This window comes from Paenibacillus sp. MAHUQ-63, assembly GCF_028765165.1.
In the GTDB taxonomy this organism is placed as follows: Bacteria; Bacillota; Bacilli; order Paenibacillales; family NBRC-103111; genus Paenibacillus_E.
Genome location: NZ_JARADB010000001.1, coordinates 300,641 through 319,698 on the forward strand (window position 1 = coordinate 300,641; position 19,058 = coordinate 319,698).

Genomic DNA, 19,058 nt, shown 5'->3' on the forward strand with positions numbered 1-19,058 from the left:
AAATTTCCATAGCTCTAAACAACAGCGCGCGTTACGATACGACTACGTATGCCGAATGTCTCTCAGTTTCTTGTCCAACCACATCATGGCATGCTCAAGCTTATCTTGGGGCACATTCGCAAACCGGTCTCCAATGGACACTTCATAGGAACACGAATTCTCACTTGCCTCCCTAAGGTAATGCGTCAGACCCACGCCTGTCTCTGCATACAGCTGAATAAGCAGCGGTTCCAGTTTCTCTTTCGATATGCCGACATGAACGTGGAACATATTCGTCACCGGCGTAACCGGTAGCGTTGCTACACCGTCGACTTTGTTATAAAGTGCGGCAAGCTCTTTGGCTCCCTCATAATACTCGGCCATCTTCGGCAACCGCCGCTTCAAATAATAACTGGCGCTCAGGATATACGGATATAAGCTAATCAAATCGCCGCCATGGCGCCTTTTCCAAACTTTCGAACGCTTCGTGAATTCCTCGCTCCCGGCTAGAATTGCGCCCGCAATGCCGCCGATTCCTTTGTAGAACGACATATATACGCTATCGAATAACGCGCAGATCTCATGTACCGATTTCTGATAGTACGGAAGAATCTCATAGAGTCTCGCTCCGTCCAAATGAAGCTTAATCCCGCTGTTCCGGCAGTACGCCGAAATCGCAACCAGCTCTTCGTAATCCGGCAGCTGGCCGCCGATTTCGCGCTGCGGCAGCTCCAGCAGCAAGCAAGCGATCTCCTCTTTCAATTGGCGCACATCTTCAAGACGAATCAGCCTGTCTTTCTCGCCAAGCAGGATGGTTTCAATATGGTGCAGCTCCTTCAAGCCGTCTTCCTCGTGAATTTCCAAATGGCTCAGAGGGTGATAGGCCACTCGCTTGAGTTCCTTCTCGTCGCACCAGATCCGCAGCGCAATTTGTTGAGCCATCGTTCCGCTTGGAAAAAATACTGCCGATTGTTTGCCCAAATAGGCAGCCATTTCCTCTTGAAAGTCCTCGATCAGTTTACCCGAGCCGTAAGTATCGCTATTCAAGCTACCGTCAATGTCGTGAAGAGCTTCCTTCAAGACTTCAACATTTCTCATGCCGTGCCCGCCAAGCGGGTAAGCGGTTTGCTGAAACGCTTCTAATAATGGATTGATTTTGTTCATTTGGATCGTACTCCTTCGTATGTCACATATCTCTCTTGGTATCCGATCAATCGTAGCCTATAATCATGATAATGCCGACTGAAAAGGAGACACCGTCATGAAAGAAATTCTCATAGGTCCTAGAGATCAATATACCGCTTTTCCCGTAGAAGTTCAGCTTAACGGCGATCTGTATTTCCTGGTGCATCCGGATGAAGGGCAGTACAGCTTATTCTCCAGCATATGTCCGCATGGCGGCTACACCGTAGATCTTATTGACGGAGAACTTGAGTGTCCCTTGCACGGCTGGACATTTGAGTCACATACAGGCCGCTGCCATAATGTTCCCAGCGCCAGACTGGCTTCCTACGACGTCATCCTCAAAGACAATCAGCTATTCGCGCTGATGGGGTGATCTACCGTATATTTTACCAGTGGTCAAGCTATAATAACAGCTGTTGTTATTCTACGAACGGCTTTAGGAGGCTGCATGACCGACCAGACGAACAAAGAGAAGCCCCACGGAATGGTGTGGTGGCAATTAACCTTATTAGGCGTAGCTTGTACAATCGGTACCGGCTATTATTTAGGCTCCAGCATAGGCATTCAAGCAGGCGGCGCGTCCTTCCTGTTCATGTTCTTGCTCGCCGCTCTCGGAGCCTATATGGTTTTCGATTTACTAGCCCAATTGATAGGGAAAGATCCTGCGCAAGGCTCCTTCCACACGTATGCGACACAGGCCTTCGGGCGCTGGGCCGGCTTCTGCTCAGGGTGGGTGTACTGGTGCTCCGAATTGCTCATTATGGGGAGCCAGTTAACCGCCTTATCTTTGTTTACCCGCCTCTGGCTTCCGCAGCTGCCCATGTGGATACTTGCTTCCGGCTACGCTTTACTAGGTCTAGGCGTCATTCTGCTCGGTCCGCGGTTCTTCGAACGCACCGAAATCGTGATGGCGATCATCAAGGTATCCGCCATCCTGATATTTCTAGTCCTTGCCGGCTCTGCAGTCCTCGGATTCATGTCCGGCACGCATCCGCCGAAATTCCCAACGGAACAACGGCATCTCCTGCCCAATGGACTGCAAGGTACTTGGTCTTCTCTTATCTATGCCTTTTATTCATTCGGCGGCATCGAAATTATGGGCATCATGGCCACGAGGCTGAAGCGGCCGGAAGAGGCTCCGAAAGCGGGGAAAGTGATGATCGTCCTGTTAGGCGTCATCTATATCGCTTCTTTGGCGTTGGCCTTCACGTTATTGCCGCTCCATGCCTTTCAGGACAAGCAAAGTCCGTTTCAATCGGCACTAACCCCATATAATCTCCCTTATGTGCCGCATGCATTTAATGCGATCTTCATCATCGCCGGCTTCTCGACCATGGTCGCTTCCCTCTTCGCCATTACGACGATTCTCGTCACGCTGGCGGAAGCGCGTAATGCGCCATCTCTGTTCGCCGGAAAGACAAGCGGCCGACGCCAAATGCCGCTTGCCGCGATCGGATTCACAACAGGCGGGATGACGGCTGCCGTGCTGATGGCACTATTACTGCCGGAATCACTGTATGCGAATGTGACAACGGCCGCCGGGATTATGCTGCTTTTGAATTGGATATTCATTCTCCTGTCGTCCGGACGTTTATTAACGTTAACCTTGTTGGGCAAGGTGAAACGATATACCGGCATGCTGATGATCCTGGCCGCAATATCAGGGACGCTGGTGCATCCGATGAGCCGGCCCGGCTTCTGGACCAGCCTGCTATTCGTCCTTATCATCGCCGTCATTGCAATCATCCTCCATTTCAAGTGGAAGAAAGAAGCGCCGGCGAGTGGCATATCCTCTTTTCGCCCTGACAAGCTGCCTTTGCGCAACCCCGATAAGGGGGAAGGAGCGACTTAGTCATCCTCTTATTCGCAACCGAATGACTGCTGAGAAAGTGTTTGACATTGACGCTGCGTAAAGCTGTAGAGTGAAGATGTCAGGAGGTGAACACATGGAATACACCGTACAGAGTCTAGGCAAGTTGGCCGGCGTCAGTACCAGAACGCTTCGCTACTATGATGAAATTGGACTTCTTAAGCCGGCGAGAATCAATTCATCCGGGTACCGAATCTATGGTCAGGCGGAAGTGGATGCGCTGCAGCAGATTTTATTTTATAGAGAATTAGGCGTAGGTCTGGATCGCATTAAAGAAATCGTCACTTCCCCCGCCTTCAACGGAGCCGATGCTTTGAAACAGCACTATGTGCAGCTCCTCGACAAAAGAAATCAGCTCGATAAGCTGATTGCCAATGTTGAAAAGACCATGGCCTCACAGGAAGGGAGAATATCTATGACGAATACAGAGAAATTCGAAGGCTTCAAACAACAGCTGATCGATGAGAACGAGAAGAAATACGGCCAAGAAATTCGCGAGAAGTACGGGGAAGATGCCGTCAACCGATCCAATCAGCGAGTGATGAATATGACACAAGAGGAGCATGACGAGGTGACCCGGCTCGCCAATGAGGTGACAGCCGCATTAGCCGAAGCCTTCCGCACGGCCGATCCCGCGAGCGAAGCGGCTCAGCAAGCCGCACATTTGCATAAGCAATGGCTCACTTACTACTGGCACGAGTACAGTCCGGAAGCCCATGCGGGCCTGGCCCAGATGTATGTCGATGATGAGCGCTTCAGAGCCTACTACGATGCCAACCAACCGGGCACAGCCGAATTTCTGCGGGACGCCATCCGCATCTATACCGGTCAGAAGCGGTAGAAGCCCAGTTATCGGGACACTAGCATTTTTTCTACTCTATCCTTCAAACATCCAGTTATTTAAAAGAAACTTGAATAGAATAGTATTACACCAGCCACCAGCAGCCGTGTGTATGTCTACCTCCAATCCAAAAAGCACAGGGAACCCGTAAGGGCCCTGTGCTTTTCGGTTATGTTTCGGCCATCACGCCGCTGCCGATCGGTTTGACCAGCGCTTTGCTCTCCCAGACGCGGCTTCTCCACCGCAAATACATAATCAAGCCGCGCAGCCATTCGTCGACGGCGAAGGCGATCCAGACGCCGAGAAGGCCCATTTCCATATGGATGCCCAGGAAGTACGCAAGCGGTACGGCAACGCCCCACATGGACAGAACGCCCATGGCAACGGGGAATCTGGCATCACCGGCAGCACGTAGCGAATTGATCACAACCAGATTAAACGTTCGACCCGGCTCCAAAATGATAGATAATAGCAAGATTCCGGAACCTAGCGCGATAATGTCCGGATTATTTGTGAACAGCCCCAGCAATTGTTTGCGGAAGAGAGAAGCTATTCCGACAACGACGAATGTCATCAGGAACGTGATCCGCAAGCTGCGAATTAACTTATGATAGGCGGCTTTGAATTCTCCCGCGCCTACCATATGCCCGACGATAATTTCCGTCCCCATGCCGATCGCCATACCGAGGGCCATGAAATAGTTCGTGACATTCATGACATACACATGCGTGCTTAATGCCACTTGCCCGATAATATTGACGAAGCTGACGATCATCAAGTATTGGGACTGCCAGGACAGATGCTCGCCCGCGGACGGCAGCCCGATGCTAAGGATTTGCTTCACAATCCTCTTATCGAAGGTGAAATAGTCTTGGAAACGAATCGGTGCGGGAATACGGCGATACAAGATAACAAGTAATACGATAAGTCCTAAGAATCGGCTTACAACCGTAGAAACCGCGGCACCCGTTACTCCCCACTCAGGGAAACCGAGGTTACCGAAGATGAGCAGCATGTTACCGACCACATGAATGATATTAACTCCGAGCGTCACATACATGACGTCTCTCGTCTGACCATTCGACCGAAGCACGGCGGATATCGCATACGATAGAGCTTCAATCCAGATGAACGCGCTGATAAGGTTGAGATAACGCTTGGCGATGTGAATTTGATCCGGAGCCAAATTCATCAGCTGCATGATCGATTCGCCGAAAGCAACCAAGATGATGCTCACTACGATACCGAAGAGCAAATTGATCGTAATCGCCAGAGCGGAGATGCGGCTCGCTTCTTTGGCTCGGCCTGCTCCTAAATTTTGAGCCACGGCCACACTCGTTCCGATCCCAACAAATCCGAACATGAGGATGCAGAAGACGATGATTTCATTCGCCAGACCAACCGCTCCGGTCACTTCATCCGAAATCCGGCTTAACATGAATACATCCGCCGTACCGAGCATCATACGAAGAACGGAATCAATGAAGATCGGCCACGTGACCGCGAATAGACTTAATTTTTTCCATGTAGCTGTTGACTGGGTGTCTATCATTGGGTACGCTCCTCAATTTCAAATGCTTTCAGTGTAGGATACGTAAGCGATTTCAGTCAATTGCTATTATCCACCAACGTCCTTCTCGCATATTTGCCGCCAATGAGCCCACAATAAATGAAGGTTTCAACTAACAAATAACAGGCTAAGGATGTGCGCACATGGCGAACAAGCAAAAAAATCAAAACAACCAACCCAAGGGTCAGAAAGCAAGCGAGGACAATAAAAACAATAATAACAGCCATAATGGCATCGATGACGCGGATAAGCATCCGGACAAATAACACAAACAAAAACCTTGGTTACCTCCCTAGAGGTGTCCAAGGTTTTTCTCTGCTTTACTTCACGCGAACCCATGCCCCGCGGTTGTCCGCCGACTCGATTTCCGCTTCCGCTATGACAATGCTGTCCATCGTGCTGGAAGGTTCGGCTGTAGTGACCGTTTGCCCGGCGATTAACGTTTCTACGAAATATTTGAGCTCCTGGTAATAGCCCATTTCTTCTGAAATCTCCGGCTTGAAGCCAGGGCCGTCGTTCACATTCACTTTCAACCCGTCGGAATTGAAAACGATATTCCCTTTCTCGAAGTTAACCCGGAACTGCATATCGAAACCATAATCCCCTTGCAGCGTCCAATCGGCCTGCGCATTGATCACTTTGCCGTCTTCATACAGATAGTTCGTAGAAACGATATCATAGCCGCTGCCCGGCACAACGTTGCGAGCCAAGCTGGATACGGACTCCGGCTTGCCGAACAGCCAGTTGATCATATCGATGTCATGCACATGCATGTCAAGGAGCGCTCCGCCGCTCTTCGCCTTCTGCAGCAGCCACGGCCCCCATGTCGGCGTACCGCCGCCGCGATAGAAATAGCCCGCTAACACTTTGCCGTACGATTCATTCACAACCAGCTCTTTCAAATACTCATAGGCAGGCCAGAAGCGCAAGCATTGACCGACCATCAACTGTTTGCCGTTCTGTGCGGCGGCTTCGATCATTTCCTTACACTCTTGCGCGTTCAGCGCCATCGGCTTCTCAACCAGCACATGAATCCCCTGATTCAAGCATTGAATGGAAATATCGCGGTGCAGGTAAGTCGGCAGCGTCATATCCACACAATCCAGCTGCTCTTTCTCCAACATCTCCGCAACACTCGTATATTTGTTGAAACGGCTGTAGTCGATAGCGTCTGCACCGGTATCGATGTTGCCTCCCGAAGCGTTGCCTTCCAGCTTCTCGACGTCCACATCGCACAGTGCGACAACTTGAATAGGGACTCCTTCCGATTCAAGACGAATGTAGTTCTCCAGATGCGTTCTTCCCATGAAACCTAAGCCGATTAATCCGATCTTCAACATATGGTTATTTCCTCCCCAGGATTGCGTCCATCGCGCCCGATGTATTGAAAACGATTTGTTGTCCGTGATGCGTATAGCCCGGAATCATTTCTGCGATGACATAATCTTCATACCCGATCGCTTGCAGCGCCTTGACCACTTCCGGATAATTCACATCGCCTGCAAGCAGATCAACGAAACCGTGCAGGCCGCCTGCGGCGCGGCGGTAATCTTTGAAGTGCACCTTTTTAATGCGTTTGTTCAGAATCGAAATCCAATGCTCCGGGTACCCGGCATACACTACGTTCCCAACATCGAAATACGATCCCACATAAGGGGAATTGATTTTATCGATAAAATCTCTTAACTCCAGCGGCGAGAGCAAGAACTTGTTCCATACATTCTCGATCCCGATAGACACCTTGTAGGATTCCGCTACTTCGGCTAGCTCGCTAATGCCTTCGAGCGCATAATCGTAAGCTTGATCATAGGGCACCACTTCAGAATCCGGAATGAAATCGACGCCAACCGCACCCGGGACGACCAGAATCGTATCAACGCCCAGAATCGCTGCGCTTTCCAATTGCTTTTTCACAATATCTTTCGATTTCTGGCGCGTACCGGCCTTTGCACTTGTGATCGGATATGTCCAGTATAAACCGCTGGCCAAGCTCGTCAGCTCAATCCCCTGCTCGTCCGCAACCTGACGGTAACGTTTGATTTCGCTTTCATTGCTCTCCAGACTTAGCTCGCCCGTCTCGTTCAATGCCAATTCGATACCGTCGAATCCCGCCTCTTTGGCAACGGATATACATGCCTCCACCTTCATGGAGCCTGGAAAAGACCAAATATTAATCCCTTTTTTCATCGTTATCGCCTCCGTCTCTTGCTTCCATTATAGAAGAGGCGCGTCCGAGAAGATTTACCCAAAAAGCCGATTTATTTGCACTTTCTATGTTAAAATAAGGCTGGGTTCACTTACGAAATCGACCCTCGGAAAGGACGGCCAGCATGGAGTTCCCACGCCTGCAACTTCAAGAAGCTATCACCATTCAAACTTTGATCTCCTTTCATTATTTCGAATACGCCAAGGGATTCGTCTTTGACGGCGAGCAGCATGATTTCTGGGAGCTTCTCTATGTGGACAAAGGAGAGGTCGAGGTCCGGGCCGACGATCATATCCATACGCTTAGCCAAGGATCGATGATTTTCCATAAGCCGGAGGAGTTCCATACGGTACATGTGAGACATGAACATAAGCCGCCGAATCTGATCGTCATCTCTTTTGAATGCAAGTCGGAAGCCATGAGCCATTTGGAGAACAAAATTGTTGCCCTTGGCGACCGTGAAAGAAATATGCTTTCCCTTATTATCCAAGAAGGGTTTCAAGCTTTTCTGCCCCCATTTGACAGGCCGTCGGAGCATCAGCTGGAGAGGAACCCGAATGCCCCGTTTGCCAGCGAGCAGATGATCCAAGCGTACCTGGAAGCGTTGCTCATCACATTGATTCGCAATCAGCAGCAGCCTGCCGCTTCCACGGATCCGTCTAAATACAAGCAATCCTCCTTGCAAAAGGAGAAAGCCGAGCAACGGCTTGTACAGCAAATCATGGCTTACTTAAAGGATAATCTCGGGCAATCTTTGACCCAAGATCAGCTGTGCCAGACCTTTCACCTTGGCAAAAGCAGGCTGAAGGAGCTCTTCCAGTCGCAGATGCAGACCGGTGTCCTGGAAACGTTCAAAGCCTTGAAGATCGAGCAAGCCAAAACGTTCATTCGGGAAGGCCGTTACAACTTCACCGAGATCGCCGCCATGCTCGGATATGCCAGCATTCATTACTTCTCCAGAGACTTTAAGAAAACCGTCGGCATGTCGCCGTCCGATTATGCCAAATCGGTGAAGGCGCGGCTTCCCTGACCGGAATCAAAAAGCACCCAGTAGGGACTGTTACGATCACAGTGCCATCCTGGGTGCTTTTTAACTTATTTAATAACTTTCAATAAACGCTTCGCCGTTCCATTCGCCGTTTCAATCGTTTCGTACACATTCACAGTGAACGGATAGCTGAATTGGTCGGATGTAATATTGGATGCATCCAGCTCTTGTTTGCCGCTAATCAATTTGTTAGCGCCAGTGAAGGAAGCATCTTTGGAGCCAACGACACGCCCCGCGTTATCGACGATCTCGAATCTTAGTTTCGAGAAGTTGTTATCTACGACAACATTCTCGTCCTGCTTAATATCCAAGTCCATACGGAACTTATACGAATAAGTCAATTGCGGAGTCGTTATCGACGATACCGTCACGTCGTTGAACGTCACCTCGAATGGATACAAGGAAATCGTCTTCTCCGTATCTTCCTGCTGCAGCTCCGTTTGCAGCGCCGCAACCGTCGTCGTGTAAGGAGCGGCGGCAACAGGATCCAGCAGTTTCATTGCGAAGCTTGTGCTCTCTTCCGATTGCGGAACGATGAACGAGTAGCTCACCACATAGCTCAGCCCCGGATTCAGCATCGCAGCCACGTTCGCTTGGCGTGCGCCTTGGTACGTCATGCCTTGCGTGCTCACCAATTCCGATTGGAACGTTGGCATCGCCACAGGCGTCGTGCTCGTGTTCGTTAATCTGAACTTCGCTACAGCCGTTTGATAGCCTTCGCCCGGATTCTCGTGAAGGTGAAGCTCCATTAACGATACTTCCGTGGATTTATCGATGACCTTCGTCAGCGCGTCAAAGGCGATCGGTTGACCGATAGTATACGGAACCGCTGCGCCCGTTCCTTGCTCCTTCGGCCATGCAACAGCCAGCTTGCCAGTAGCTAGTGTGGCAGCCTCGCCCCCGCCTTTCGGCACGAATGTGTCCGTCGACAAGACCACCAGGTTGGACAAGGTCACACCATTTTCAACCGGGATGGCATAATGAATATATTTCTTCTCTCCGGCTTCAAGGGTAACCGGATCGACTTCAGCGCGTTTGCCTACATAGCTCTTCGTCTCCGATTGAGCATCTAACCGGAACGCCGGCACCGTCTCGCGCCCCGCCCCCGGATTGTCGGCCAGCACCGTAACGACCGCCACGCGGCCTGTCTCCGTCGTTTGCATCGATGCCTCAACGGCTGTATAAGTCAGACCTGAATTCACGCCAGGAATCGAGAACGATTGCCCCCAAGCGATATTTTCGAGATTTTGTAGAGCTGCACTACCCGTTCCGCCATACCAGACGGCTTTCGCCGGCATGGTCAGCAGCGTTGTTTCCAGCTTCGGATACGAGTACACATCCACATTCACAAAAGACACTTGATCGATCGTACCGATTTCCTTCGAATCGACCGTTGTCATGTAGACCAACTCGCCGATTTCTTTGGGCTGAAGCGATTCCTTATTGCTTCCGCTCGGTTTCAGCGTGTAGAACACGCCGCTCGATGTCTGTACGCGGAGTTCATGCTCCGGCACCCGGTTCTGATTCGCGCCACCGTTGTATAGACGAACGGTGACGGATAGCTCGGAGCCTGTCGCCGTTGGCGTCACGGCTACACTTTTGATCGCGGCACGAATGTCGCTTGTCAAACCGTAATTCACCGTTGGCGCGGCAACCGTCGTTGTCGCCGCATCGGCTGCCCAAACGGTCGTACCTCCTTGTACGATCAGAGCGCCGAGCATAATCGCGGTTAGACTTGATTTCCATGGTCTCTTTTTCATGTATTTACTCTCCTCTTATATAGAAATTTCACTTAGCAGCTTATTTCGCCGCAGGTGTCGCTGACGGCTGTGGAGAAGCGCTCGCGCTCTCCACTTTCTGGCCGTCCTTCAAGGTGTTCTGTCCGGTAACGACGAGCTTCTCGCCGTCTTTCACACCATCCAGCACTTCCTGATACTCACCGTTGATGCGTCCGAGCTTCACTTTGCGCTTCACGTATTGATCGCCTTGCTGAACGAAGACGAAGGTTTCCGATTCTTCACGAATCACGCTGAGCGTAGGAATCGCCACCACTTGCTCTTCGGTTTCGGTCGTCAGCTGAACCATGAACCGCGTTCCCGGCTGAAGCTGATGATCGCTATTCGGCACTTCCAGCTCGAGCGTATACGTTTTGCTCGTCGCGCTCATGATTGGCGCCAAGTAGCTGATCTTTGCCGTGCCTTTTTTCTCCGGTGTGTCCGGGTTATAGTAAACGAGCTCCTGCTTGCCTTTGACGAGCTGATAATTGGTTTCGGCAAGTTCCGTTTTGATCTTGATCGGATCGATTTGCTGCACTTGACCGACTTTGCCTGCCGCAGCCGAAACGGTTTGGCCAACCACGATGTTGAAATCGGTCAGCACCCCGCTGCCCGGTGCTTTCACTTCATAATTTTCAAGAGCGCGCGTTGCGTCTTCAAGCGATAGGCTTGCAGATTCCGCCTGTGTTTGCGCAGCGGAGATCGAATCGGAATTGTCGAAAGCCGCCAGCTTGCTCTTCGCTGCATCCAAATTCATTTGCGCGTTATCCAGCGCTTGCTTCATTTGATCTACCTGGTGCTGAACGATTGTTCCCGCATCATAATCATTACGGGCCTTGTTGTAGTCCTGCTGAGCGTTCTTCAGGGCCGTTTCGCTTCTAGTCACATTGTCCGCCAGATCTTTGCGGTTGTTGACTTTGTTATCTCTTGCCTGCTGCAAGGACTCTTGGGCGCTCTTCAGGGCAAGCTCACTTTTGCGTTTCGCGGATACGGCGTCAGTACTATCGATCACGAATAAAACTTCGCCTTTCTCCACGTATTCTCCTCGGTTTTTCAATACTTGCTGCACTTCGCCGTTCGCTTTGGACACGACGTCCAGCGTCGTTCCTGCCGCGACATCGGCAACCTGCTCGATCGGGCTGCTGATTTTCTGTTTGGCGATGACTTCCGTTTTGACCGCTCTGGGAGCAAGCTGTACGGTTGACGCTCCACCCGCTCCTGGAACGGAGCAGGCTGTCGCCAGGACCGCAGCCGCAGCCAGCAGTGCAATCATGCCTACTGGACGGAGTTTGAAATTACGTTTTCGCGAACTATCGTTAATCATCTATGTGCCTCCTTATACTTCTAACGGACTTGTTGGTGTTGGGGTTGCTTTCTTGCGGCCAAACATGCGACCGAAACGGTTTTTAATGCTTTCAATCAACTCGTAGACGATTGGTACGACGACCAGCGTCAAGAGGGTAGAAGTGATCAAACCGCCGATAACGACGACGCCGAGCCCTTTCCCGATTAATCCGCCTTCTCCGGAAATCCCGAGCGCCAGAGGCACCAACGCCATGATCGTAGCACCCGCCGTCATAATAATTGGGCGCAATCTCACTTTACCTGCCTCAATTAGAGCATGGCGAACCGTATAACCTTCTTCGCGCAGCTGCTGCGCGCGGTCGATCAGAACGATAGCGTTCGTAACAACGATACCGATCAGCATGAGGAAACCGATCATAGAAGTTACGGTTAACGGCTCTCTCGCAATAACAAGCCCCAGCAGACCCCCGATAACCGCAAGCGGTAGAGAGAATAAGATGGCGAATGGCGCACCTGCATTACCAAAGGCAAGGACCATGATCAAGTAAACAACGAATACGGCTGCTGCCATGGCGACGAACAATTGACCGAAGCTTTCATTCACGTCATCGGACACGCCCGTCACTTTCGGTGTGACGCCTTCCGGCAATTCAAGCTGATTCAACGCCGCAGTCAATTTAGCACTTACGCCGGTTTTGTTGTCATCATTGATCTTGGCGGATACTTTCACAAGCTGCTGCTGGTCTTCACGAGCAAGGGAAGCGGCGCCTTTCGTTTCACCGATTTTGGCCACCTCTTTCAACAAGATCGTGGAGCCGTTTGGTCCTGATAATGGGATATTGCCTAATTTCTCAAGTGTATCTTTGTCCGATTTGTCTAACGATACCGTCGTCGTGTAGACGATATTATCAAATTTCATATCTCCCAGACTTTGTTTCTGAATCCAGGCGCGTGCTGTATCCCGGACCGCCGCTGAGCTCAAGCCGTAGGCTCTTGCTTTCTTCTGGTCCACAGCAATCTCTATCTCTGTTTTGGCATCACTTAAATTGTCTTCAACCTCGGAAAGCTCAGGGAACGTTTGGAGCTTCTCCTTCACCATTTTCGCCGCTTTCTCCAGCTGAAGCTGGTCTTCACCCTGCAAGGTGTAGGCAAAATCCGTCGAGGAAACGCCAAAGTCGCCTTCCATCGCTTTCGGCTCAACCTCGGAACCGCTAGGCAGCTCGGAGAGAATATAAGCCTTCATTTCATCTTTCACTTGATTCGGATCTACTTTATCGTTCACTTGAACGAAAATCTGGGAAGCATATGGCGTCCGCTCGTCATCATTGCCGGCATAACCGACTAACGACTCTACGAATTTAAATACCGGTTCGCCATTGGAATCTTTCGTATCCAGGAGCACTTTCTCGATTTCTTTCGTTTTGGCATCCGTAGCTTCGAAAGAAGTCGCGTAAGGAAGCTTTAATTGGAAATACATCGTTTTCGCGGCGCTGGCTTCCGGCAAGAAGGACACGGACAAGAACGGAATCGTTCCGGCCATCGTGACGATCAGCATCGCTAGTGCAATCAATAAGGTTTTAATCCGGTTTTTCAAACTCCAAGTCAATACTTTCTCGTAGAACGCTGTCAGCTTCGTCGGCGCCGACTCATCGTGAGCTTTACCTGGTTTGCTGCGCAGAACGAGCAATTTGGCAAGCATCGGTATGACGGTCAAGGCAACGATCAAGGAAGATAGCAGCGCACAAGCAATCGTTAAGGCAAAAGGTCGGAAGAACCCGCCGACAACCCCGGTAACCAAAGCTAGCGGAGCGAATACCCCGACAGTTGCCAGTGTAGAGGACGTAATCGCCATCGAAACCTGCTTCGTGGCTAGAGCGATAACGGACTCTTTGCGCTCCTGCGCTTTTTCCAAGGAGGCATATATATTTTCAATGACGACAATGGAGTCATCGACGACACGTCCGACTGCGATGAAGATACCGCCGAGCGTCATCGTGTTCAATGTCAAATCCAAGGAAGACATCAATAGCAATGTAATGAGAATGGATAAAGGAATCGAGACCAGAACGATCAGCGTCATCCGTACGTTGCGAAGGAAGATAAGGATCATCAAGGATGCAAGTACGGCCCCTACGACACCTTCACGCACAAGTCCTGTAATGGACTCTTTAATTTGATCGGCGCTATCGTACGTATTTTTGAACGTGATATTCGGCATTTCCGCTTTCCATTCGTGAATCTGCTTCTCGATCGCTTCGGAGAATTCAACTGCGTTCGCGCTGCCTGCTTTGTACAAGATCATCCCGATCGCCGGCTTGCCGTCCAATCTGCCGATGAAGTCCGATTCCGTAATGGCTTTAACTTTTGAGATTTGCTCCAGCTTCACGATATCGCCTTTCGGCGTAGTGATTTCAAGCTGCTGCAGATCGAACAGACTGGTGATATTGCCTGTAACACGGGTCATTTTGCTATTGCCGCTAATGTCGACGGAGCCGATCGGGCTCTTAGCCGCGGCTGAGTTAATCGCATTGCTCACAAGAGCGGGCGATAAACCATACACATCCAGCGCAGAAGCATCCAGCTCGATATCGAGCGAAGTGTCTCGGGCTCCGATCACATCCATATGGTCAATCCCTTTGATTCCTTCAAGTCCAGGCTTGATTTTATCTTTAAAGGATTTATCCAACTCCGTTTGACTGATGCCGTTCTCCGCATAGGCCACCAGATAGTTGGATGGGAATGACGCGGCGCCGAACGTCGACGCCTTCGGCGTCCCGGCTGTGGCCGGCAAAGAAACTTCAGCCAGCATATCCTGAACGGCTTGTTTCTTCTTATCCACATCGACATCCTGCTTGAACATGAGAATAATCATGGAGAAGTTATCGCTGGATGTCGATTGCATCGAGTCCAGATCTTCCAGATTCGCCAGCTTCTTCTCAATCGGATCTGTAATCTCATCCATGACGTCCTTCGGCGCACCTGTGTAGGTAGTCGTGACTGCAACTACCGGGAAAGAAACGTTCGGCATGTTCTCTACTTTAAGCTGCGAGGATGAATATAACCCGCCTACGAAAAGCATGATCATAATAATGAATAATGCCGAAACATTTTTCATCGAAAAGTGTGTAAGTCGATTCATTCCTGTACTCCCCTCGTATAATGATTCTGACTCTAAGATACAAGGCGAATATGAACCCAATATGAACAGGCAGCAAAAAAGCCTGGAAAAATGAAATTTCCAGGCTTTCCGCGTTCATTATTTCTTCATGGAATAGGTTAAAATTGGCAGAGTTACCAGGAATTGAGTGCCTTTTCCCGGTTCACTGTGTACCTCAATCGTCCCCTGATGCAAATCGATAATTTTCCGCACGATCGCAAGCCCAAGCCCGCTTCCCGTATCCCGCTGTCTAGCCTGGTCGGCTTTATAGAAGCGGTCGAAAATACGGCTAAGATCTTCCTCCGAAATCCCAATCCCATCGTCATGAATGGAGACCTGAACACGATCGCGCAGCGGAACGAGCTTAACGAAAATATGACCGCCTGCCGGCGTAAACTTAAGGGCATTACCGATCAGATTCATCCAAACCTGGTTGAGCTGGTCGGCATCCGCGGAGATTTTCACTCTGGGCAAGGCCAGATCAATATCGAGCTGCTTCTCGGACCATAACGGCTCATAGAAGACGACGATTCTTCGGAGCTGCTCGTCAAGATCGAAGATCGTCGGGTGAAACGGATGATGCTCCGATTCCAGCGAAGCCAGCTTCAGCAGGTTATCGCTGAGACGGGAGAGCCGTTCGCTTTCGCGTTCGATAATCTCCAAATACTTGAGACGCTCCGACTCATCGATTTCCGTTCCTCTTAACGCTTTGGAGAAGCCGCGGATCGAGGTGAGCGGCGTTTGGATCTCGTGGGACACGTTGGAGACGAAATCTTGCCGCATCTGCTCCAGCTGCTTCAACTCTCCGGCCATGTGATTGAAGCTGTCCGCCAGTTGTCCGAGCTCATCCTTCTGCTTCACGGCCACATGAACGTTGAAATTGCCCCGCGCCAACCGCTGCGTCGCAATGGTCAGCTTCTTCAGCGGATTCACCACATAGCGCGATGCGATCAAGATGAGCAGCGACCCTACGAGGAGCACGATCACGAGTACGGTAATGACGGCGGTCTGCACTTGGCGGCGGGTCGCTTCCGACAAATTCGGATGAATGAATAAAGCGTAAGTTTTGTCGCCGAGCTCGATCGGCAGACCGACCTTGATTTCTTTGAGCGGATCCTTCACCATGCCGTAATCCAAGCTTTTGTACACATTGCCCTTCAGAACAATGGCAATTTCCGCGTCTTCAATGCGCGGATGTCCATCTTTATTGAAGACAACCTCCGTCATGGGCTGACCGGATTCATCGAATAACGCGAAGATATAGTTGTCATTGAAGCGGTTGCTCGCCGATACGAAGGTATCGATCTGCTTCACCTGTATTTCTTCGGCCAGCTTGACGATTTGTTGGCCGATGGCCAGCATTTCATCCTGAAATTCGTTCGTGATCAAATTTCTGAAAAATAACGTAGCAAGCGGGAACGCCACCGACACACTCACAACGACAACCGCCAGAAACGTACAGACCACGCGCAGGTAGAGCGACTTGATCATGCATTCACCTCTAGCCGGTATCCGAGCCCGCGAATCGTAACGATCTTGAATTCTTCCGTCAGCCCTTCGAAGCGTTCCCGCAGTCGTTTGATATGTACATCAACGGTTCGATCATCGCCTTCATAGTCGATTCCCCATATTTGTTCGATAAGCTGCGTACGCGTGAAGATTTGTGCCGGATAGCTGGCCAGTTTGTACAGCAGCTCGAACTCCTTGAGCGGCAGAGCAAGCCGCTGCTGATCCTGCAGCCGCACCTCGAAAGCCGTCCGGTCAATCACGACGCTGCCTACCGAAATGGTCTGCGATGCGTTGATCCGGTAACGCTTCAGCAGCGCTTTGACCCGCATGACCAGCTCCAAAGGGTCGAATGGCTTCACGAGATAATCGTCGGTGCCCAGTTGAAACCCTTTCACCTTGTGAACCGACTCGCTCTTGGCCGTCACCATGAGCAAAGGCATGTCTTCGTATCGCGCCCTCAGCTCGCGGCAGAGCTCCCAACCGTCCATTAGCGGCATCATGATGTCGAGAACAGCGAGATCCACAGGTGTGGACTCAAGCACATCCAGCGCTTCGACACCATTGCCGGCCTGCAGCACGGTTAAACCTTCTCCCGCCAGATAGACGCGAATCAATTCCCGAATATCCGCATCGTCATCTACTACCAAGATTTTGGTCACGATTCGCCCTGCCTTTCTTTTGCTTGGTTACAGATAAGGAATAGGATCTTTGGCGCCCGCTTCTTCAAAGCCTTTCAATCGCAGGCGGCAGCTATCGCAAACACCGCACGCTTCCGCTTTCCCATTGTAGCAGGACGTTGTCAGCTCATACGGAACCCCGATTTTCAAACCTTCTTCAATAATCTTCGCTTTCGTCCAGTCAATCAGCGGCGTCTCGATTGTAATGCCTTTTCCTTCTACGCCCACTTTGGTCGCCAAGGCTATCACTTCTTCCACCTTATGAATAAATTCCGGGCGGCAATCCGGATATCCGCTGTAATCCAGCGCATTCACACCGATATAAATCGCTTCGGAGCCGGTCACTTCCGCATACGAAGTTGAGATCGACAGGAAGAGCAGATTACGGCCAGGTACGTACGTGACTGGAATTTCAGACTCACCGCCGCCTTCTCCGTTCATCACATTCGGCACATCGATCTTATCATCGGTCAGTGCGCTTCCGCCAAAATCACGCAAGAAATCAAGCTTAATGATTTTGTGACGGTGGCTGACCCCATAGTGCGCAGCAACTTGCTTCGCATTCTCCAGTTCAATCTTATGGCGCTGCCCATAGTCGAAAGAAATCGGATACAGCTCGTATCCCGCTTCTTGGGCTATTCCCATGCATGTGGTGCTATCCAATCCGCCGCTCAAAATAATAACGGCCCGCTTCTTATTCTCGCTCATACGGCCACCTCTACCTTAATTGATTTGTTTGTGAAAAAAGGGATTCCGTCCAGGCGCGGTTACACGCCGCGCATAGCCGGATCCCAAATGATTTTGTGCAGCTGCATATTCAGCTTAACGCCGGACAGCCCCGCTTCCAGCATGAGCTTGACGAGTTTATGAGGCGGCATCGTCTCCCAGACCGGGCTGAACATCGGCAGCGCCTTGGTCGGATGCTTCTCCAGCACGTCCACCGCGGTGCGGAAATCGTGATCGCTCCCGATCACGAACTTCAGCTCGTCCTGCTCGCGCAGCAGCGCGAAGTTGCTGACGAGCATCTGCTCCATCTCGCCGGAGTCGGGCAGCTTGAAGTCCATAATATATCGCACCTTCGGCGATGCGACACGCTCTACGAACATGGCGAGATCGATCGCGCCGTTCGTCTCAATGTGCAGGTCGTCGACCTGCTCAAGCGCTGCGAGCGCTTCGATCAATGCGAGCGATTTGTCCCCGTACAGGAGCGGCTCGCCGCCTGTCAGGCAGATATGCCGGGAGCGGAACGACGTCACCTTGCTGACAATCTCAGCAATCGTCATCACGTTCTCCGCTTCCGCCGGCGGGTAGCTGTACTTGGTATCGCACCAGGTACAGCGCAGGTTGCAGCCAAAAAGACGGACGAAGATCGTAGGGAATCCGGCACGGGTCCCTTCGCCTTCTACCGTCTCGAAGATCTCAACCATTGGAATGCGGATGTCTCGCATTACGCTTCCTCCTCCATCATGGCGCGAGTGATGGCTGCGTAGCTGGTCGGCGTCTCCCATAGGCGAATCTCTTCCAGTTGAATGGCAGGATGGAGACCTTCATCCAAGAGTGCTTGATGAATTTCTTCATACATCCAGACGACCATATTCTCCGCCGTTGTATTCATTGGCGGCAGCACATCATTCAAATATTTATGGTCTAAACGATCGACGACACGTTCTTTCGCTATACGTTTAATATCTCCAAAATCAATTGCGATCCCCCGGCTGTCCACCTTGCCGCGCATAACAACTTGCAGCTTGTACGTATGGCCGTGCAGATTTTTACATTTTCCCTCATAACAATGCAAATGATGCGCACTGTCAAACGTAAATTCCTTGGAAATCAAAACGGATTTGTGATGATATTTTAATTGGTTCTCTGTGATGTCACGCCCCAACATTTGTACATCTCTGGGGATTTCATAGCTCATATCTATCACCTCATA

The 19,058-nt window shown here is 50.9% G+C and carries 17 protein-coding genes; 5 read left to right on the forward strand and 12 right to left on the reverse strand.

Annotated features, from left to right (window positions below):
• Nucleotides 1-42: 42 nt before the first annotated feature.
• The gene (locus PUT07_RS01090) at nt 43-1,143 is read right to left on the reverse strand and encodes a threonine aldolase family protein (RefSeq protein ID WP_274465874.1); all 1,101 of its coding nucleotides are present in this window, start codon (nt 1,141-1,143) and stop codon (nt 43-45) included.
• A gap of 97 nt (nt 1,144-1,240) precedes the next feature.
• Between PUT07_RS01090 and PUT07_RS01095 the strand changes: the two genes are divergently transcribed.
• The 3 genes from PUT07_RS01095 (at nt 1,241) to PUT07_RS01105 (ending at nt 3,875) form a co-directional block, all read left to right on the forward strand.
• Complete coding sequence (locus PUT07_RS01095; RefSeq protein ID WP_274465875.1) at nt 1,241-1,537, forward strand: Rieske (2Fe-2S) protein; 297 nt, start codon at nt 1,241-1,243, stop codon at nt 1,535-1,537.
• 75 nt (nt 1,538-1,612) lie between these two features.
• Complete coding sequence (locus PUT07_RS01100; protein WP_274465876.1) at nt 1,613-3,016, forward strand: amino acid permease; 1,404 nt, start codon at nt 1,613-1,615, stop codon at nt 3,014-3,016.
• Between the two features lie 94 nt (nt 3,017-3,110).
• The gene (locus PUT07_RS01105; protein WP_274465877.1) at nt 3,111-3,875 is read left to right on the forward strand and encodes a MerR family transcriptional regulator; all 765 of its coding nucleotides are present in this window, start codon (nt 3,111-3,113) and stop codon (nt 3,873-3,875) included.
• Between the two features lie 169 nt (nt 3,876-4,044).
• Here PUT07_RS01105 and PUT07_RS01110 read toward each other — a convergent pair whose 3' ends face one another.
• Nucleotides 4,045-5,427, reverse strand: coding sequence for an MATE family efflux transporter (locus PUT07_RS01110; protein WP_274465878.1), 1,383 nt, complete (start codon nt 5,425-5,427; stop codon nt 4,045-4,047).
• Nucleotides 5,428-5,588: 161 nt separating this feature from the next.
• Here PUT07_RS01110 and PUT07_RS01115 point away from each other — a divergent pair, with 161 nt between their 5' ends.
• Complete coding sequence (locus tag PUT07_RS01115) at nt 5,589-5,711, forward strand: hypothetical protein (protein WP_274465879.1); 123 nt, start codon at nt 5,589-5,591, stop codon at nt 5,709-5,711.
• A gap of 54 nt (nt 5,712-5,765) precedes the next feature.
• Here PUT07_RS01115 and PUT07_RS01120 read toward each other — a convergent pair whose 3' ends face one another.
• Together PUT07_RS01120 and PUT07_RS01125 are read right to left on the reverse strand one after the other, a co-directional pair.
• Nucleotides 5,766-6,785 (reverse strand): Gfo/Idh/MocA family protein, encoded by a 1,020-nt coding sequence (locus tag PUT07_RS01120; protein ID WP_274465880.1) that lies wholly within the window; start codon nt 6,783-6,785, stop codon nt 5,766-5,768.
• A 4-nt stretch (nt 6,786-6,789) separates the two neighbouring features.
• Complete coding sequence (locus PUT07_RS01125; RefSeq protein ID WP_274465881.1) at nt 6,790-7,632, reverse strand: sugar phosphate isomerase/epimerase family protein; 843 nt, start codon at nt 7,630-7,632, stop codon at nt 6,790-6,792.
• Nucleotides 7,633-7,775: 143 nt separating this feature from the next.
• Here PUT07_RS01125 and PUT07_RS01130 point away from each other — a divergent pair, with 143 nt between their 5' ends.
• Entirely contained in the window at nt 7,776-8,681 is a 906-nt protein-coding gene (locus PUT07_RS01130) for an AraC family transcriptional regulator (RefSeq protein WP_274465882.1), read from the forward strand.
• Between the two features lie 65 nt (nt 8,682-8,746).
• Here PUT07_RS01130 and PUT07_RS01135 read toward each other — a convergent pair whose 3' ends face one another.
• The 8 genes from PUT07_RS01135 to queD all read right to left on the reverse strand — a co-directional run bounded on the left by PUT07_RS01135 (nt 8,747) and on the right by queD (nt 19,043).
• Complete coding sequence (locus tag PUT07_RS01135; protein WP_274465883.1) at nt 8,747-10,459, reverse strand: hypothetical protein; 1,713 nt, start codon at nt 10,457-10,459, stop codon at nt 8,747-8,749.
• 40 nt (nt 10,460-10,499) lie between these two features.
• Complete coding sequence (locus tag PUT07_RS01140) at nt 10,500-11,798, reverse strand: efflux RND transporter periplasmic adaptor subunit (RefSeq protein ID WP_274465884.1); 1,299 nt, start codon at nt 11,796-11,798, stop codon at nt 10,500-10,502.
• A gap of 12 nt (nt 11,799-11,810) precedes the next feature.
• A complete protein-coding gene (locus PUT07_RS01145; protein WP_274465885.1) occupies nt 11,811-14,918 on the reverse strand; it encodes an efflux RND transporter permease subunit in 3,108 nt (1,035 codons plus the stop codon).
• A gap of 117 nt (nt 14,919-15,035) precedes the next feature.
• Entirely contained in the window at nt 15,036-16,427 is a 1,392-nt protein-coding gene (locus tag PUT07_RS01150) for a HAMP domain-containing sensor histidine kinase (protein WP_274465886.1), read from the reverse strand.
• A complete protein-coding gene (locus PUT07_RS01155; RefSeq protein WP_274465887.1) occupies nt 16,424-17,104 on the reverse strand; it encodes a response regulator transcription factor in 681 nt (226 codons plus the stop codon). The genes PUT07_RS01150 and PUT07_RS01155 overlap by 4 nt, the downstream gene beginning before the upstream one ends.
• 27 nt (nt 17,105-17,131) lie before the next feature.
• Complete coding sequence (gene queC, locus PUT07_RS01160) at nt 17,132-17,830, reverse strand: 7-cyano-7-deazaguanine synthase QueC (RefSeq protein ID WP_274465888.1); 699 nt, start codon at nt 17,828-17,830, stop codon at nt 17,132-17,134.
• Between the two features lie 59 nt (nt 17,831-17,889).
• Nucleotides 17,890-18,570 (reverse strand): 7-carboxy-7-deazaguanine synthase QueE, encoded by a 681-nt coding sequence (locus tag PUT07_RS01165; RefSeq protein WP_274465889.1) that lies wholly within the window; start codon nt 18,568-18,570, stop codon nt 17,890-17,892.
• Entirely contained in the window at nt 18,570-19,043 is a 474-nt protein-coding gene (gene queD, locus PUT07_RS01170; RefSeq protein WP_274465890.1) for a 6-carboxytetrahydropterin synthase QueD, read from the reverse strand. Before queD ends, PUT07_RS01165 begins: the two co-directional genes overlap by 1 nt.
• Nucleotides 19,044-19,058 lie beyond the last annotated feature (15 nt).

Coding starts and splice junctions, on each gene's coding strand:
- PUT07_RS01090 (WP_274465874.1), bottom strand. CDS start 1,143: ATGAACAAAATCAATCCATTATTAGAAGCGTTTCAGCAAACCGCTTAC.
- PUT07_RS01095 (WP_274465875.1), top strand. CDS start 1,241: ATGAAAGAAATTCTCATAGGTCCTAGAGATCAATATACCGCTTTTCCC.
- PUT07_RS01100 (WP_274465876.1), top strand. CDS start 1,613: ATGACCGACCAGACGAACAAAGAGAAGCCCCACGGAATGGTGTGGTGG.
- PUT07_RS01105 (WP_274465877.1), top strand. CDS start 3,111: ATGGAATACACCGTACAGAGTCTAGGCAAGTTGGCCGGCGTCAGTACC.
- PUT07_RS01110 (WP_274465878.1), bottom strand. CDS start 5,427: ATGATAGACACCCAGTCAACAGCTACATGGAAAAAATTAAGTCTATTC.
- PUT07_RS01115 (WP_274465879.1), top strand. CDS start 5,589: ATGGCGAACAAGCAAAAAAATCAAAACAACCAACCCAAGGGTCAGAAA.
- PUT07_RS01120 (WP_274465880.1), bottom strand. CDS start 6,785: ATGTTGAAGATCGGATTAATCGGCTTAGGTTTCATGGGAAGAACGCAT.
- PUT07_RS01125 (WP_274465881.1), bottom strand. CDS start 7,632: ATGAAAAAAGGGATTAATATTTGGTCTTTTCCAGGCTCCATGAAGGTG.
- PUT07_RS01130 (WP_274465882.1), top strand. CDS start 7,776: ATGGAGTTCCCACGCCTGCAACTTCAAGAAGCTATCACCATTCAAACT.
- PUT07_RS01135 (WP_274465883.1), bottom strand. CDS start 10,459: ATGAAAAAGAGACCATGGAAATCAAGTCTAACCGCGATTATGCTCGGC.
- PUT07_RS01140 (WP_274465884.1), bottom strand. CDS start 11,798: ATGATTAACGATAGTTCGCGAAAACGTAATTTCAAACTCCGTCCAGTA.
- PUT07_RS01145 (WP_274465885.1), bottom strand. CDS start 14,918: ATGAATCGACTTACACACTTTTCGATGAAAAATGTTTCGGCATTATTC.
- PUT07_RS01150 (WP_274465886.1), bottom strand. CDS start 16,427: ATGATCAAGTCGCTCTACCTGCGCGTGGTCTGTACGTTTCTGGCGGTT.
- queC (WP_274465888.1), bottom strand. CDS start 17,830: ATGAGCGAGAATAAGAAGCGGGCCGTTATTATTTTGAGCGGCGGATTG.
- PUT07_RS01165 (WP_274465889.1), bottom strand. CDS start 18,570: ATGCGAGACATCCGCATTCCAATGGTTGAGATCTTCGAGACGGTAGAA.
- queD (WP_274465890.1), bottom strand. CDS start 19,043: ATGAGCTATGAAATCCCCAGAGATGTACAAATGTTGGGGCGTGACATC.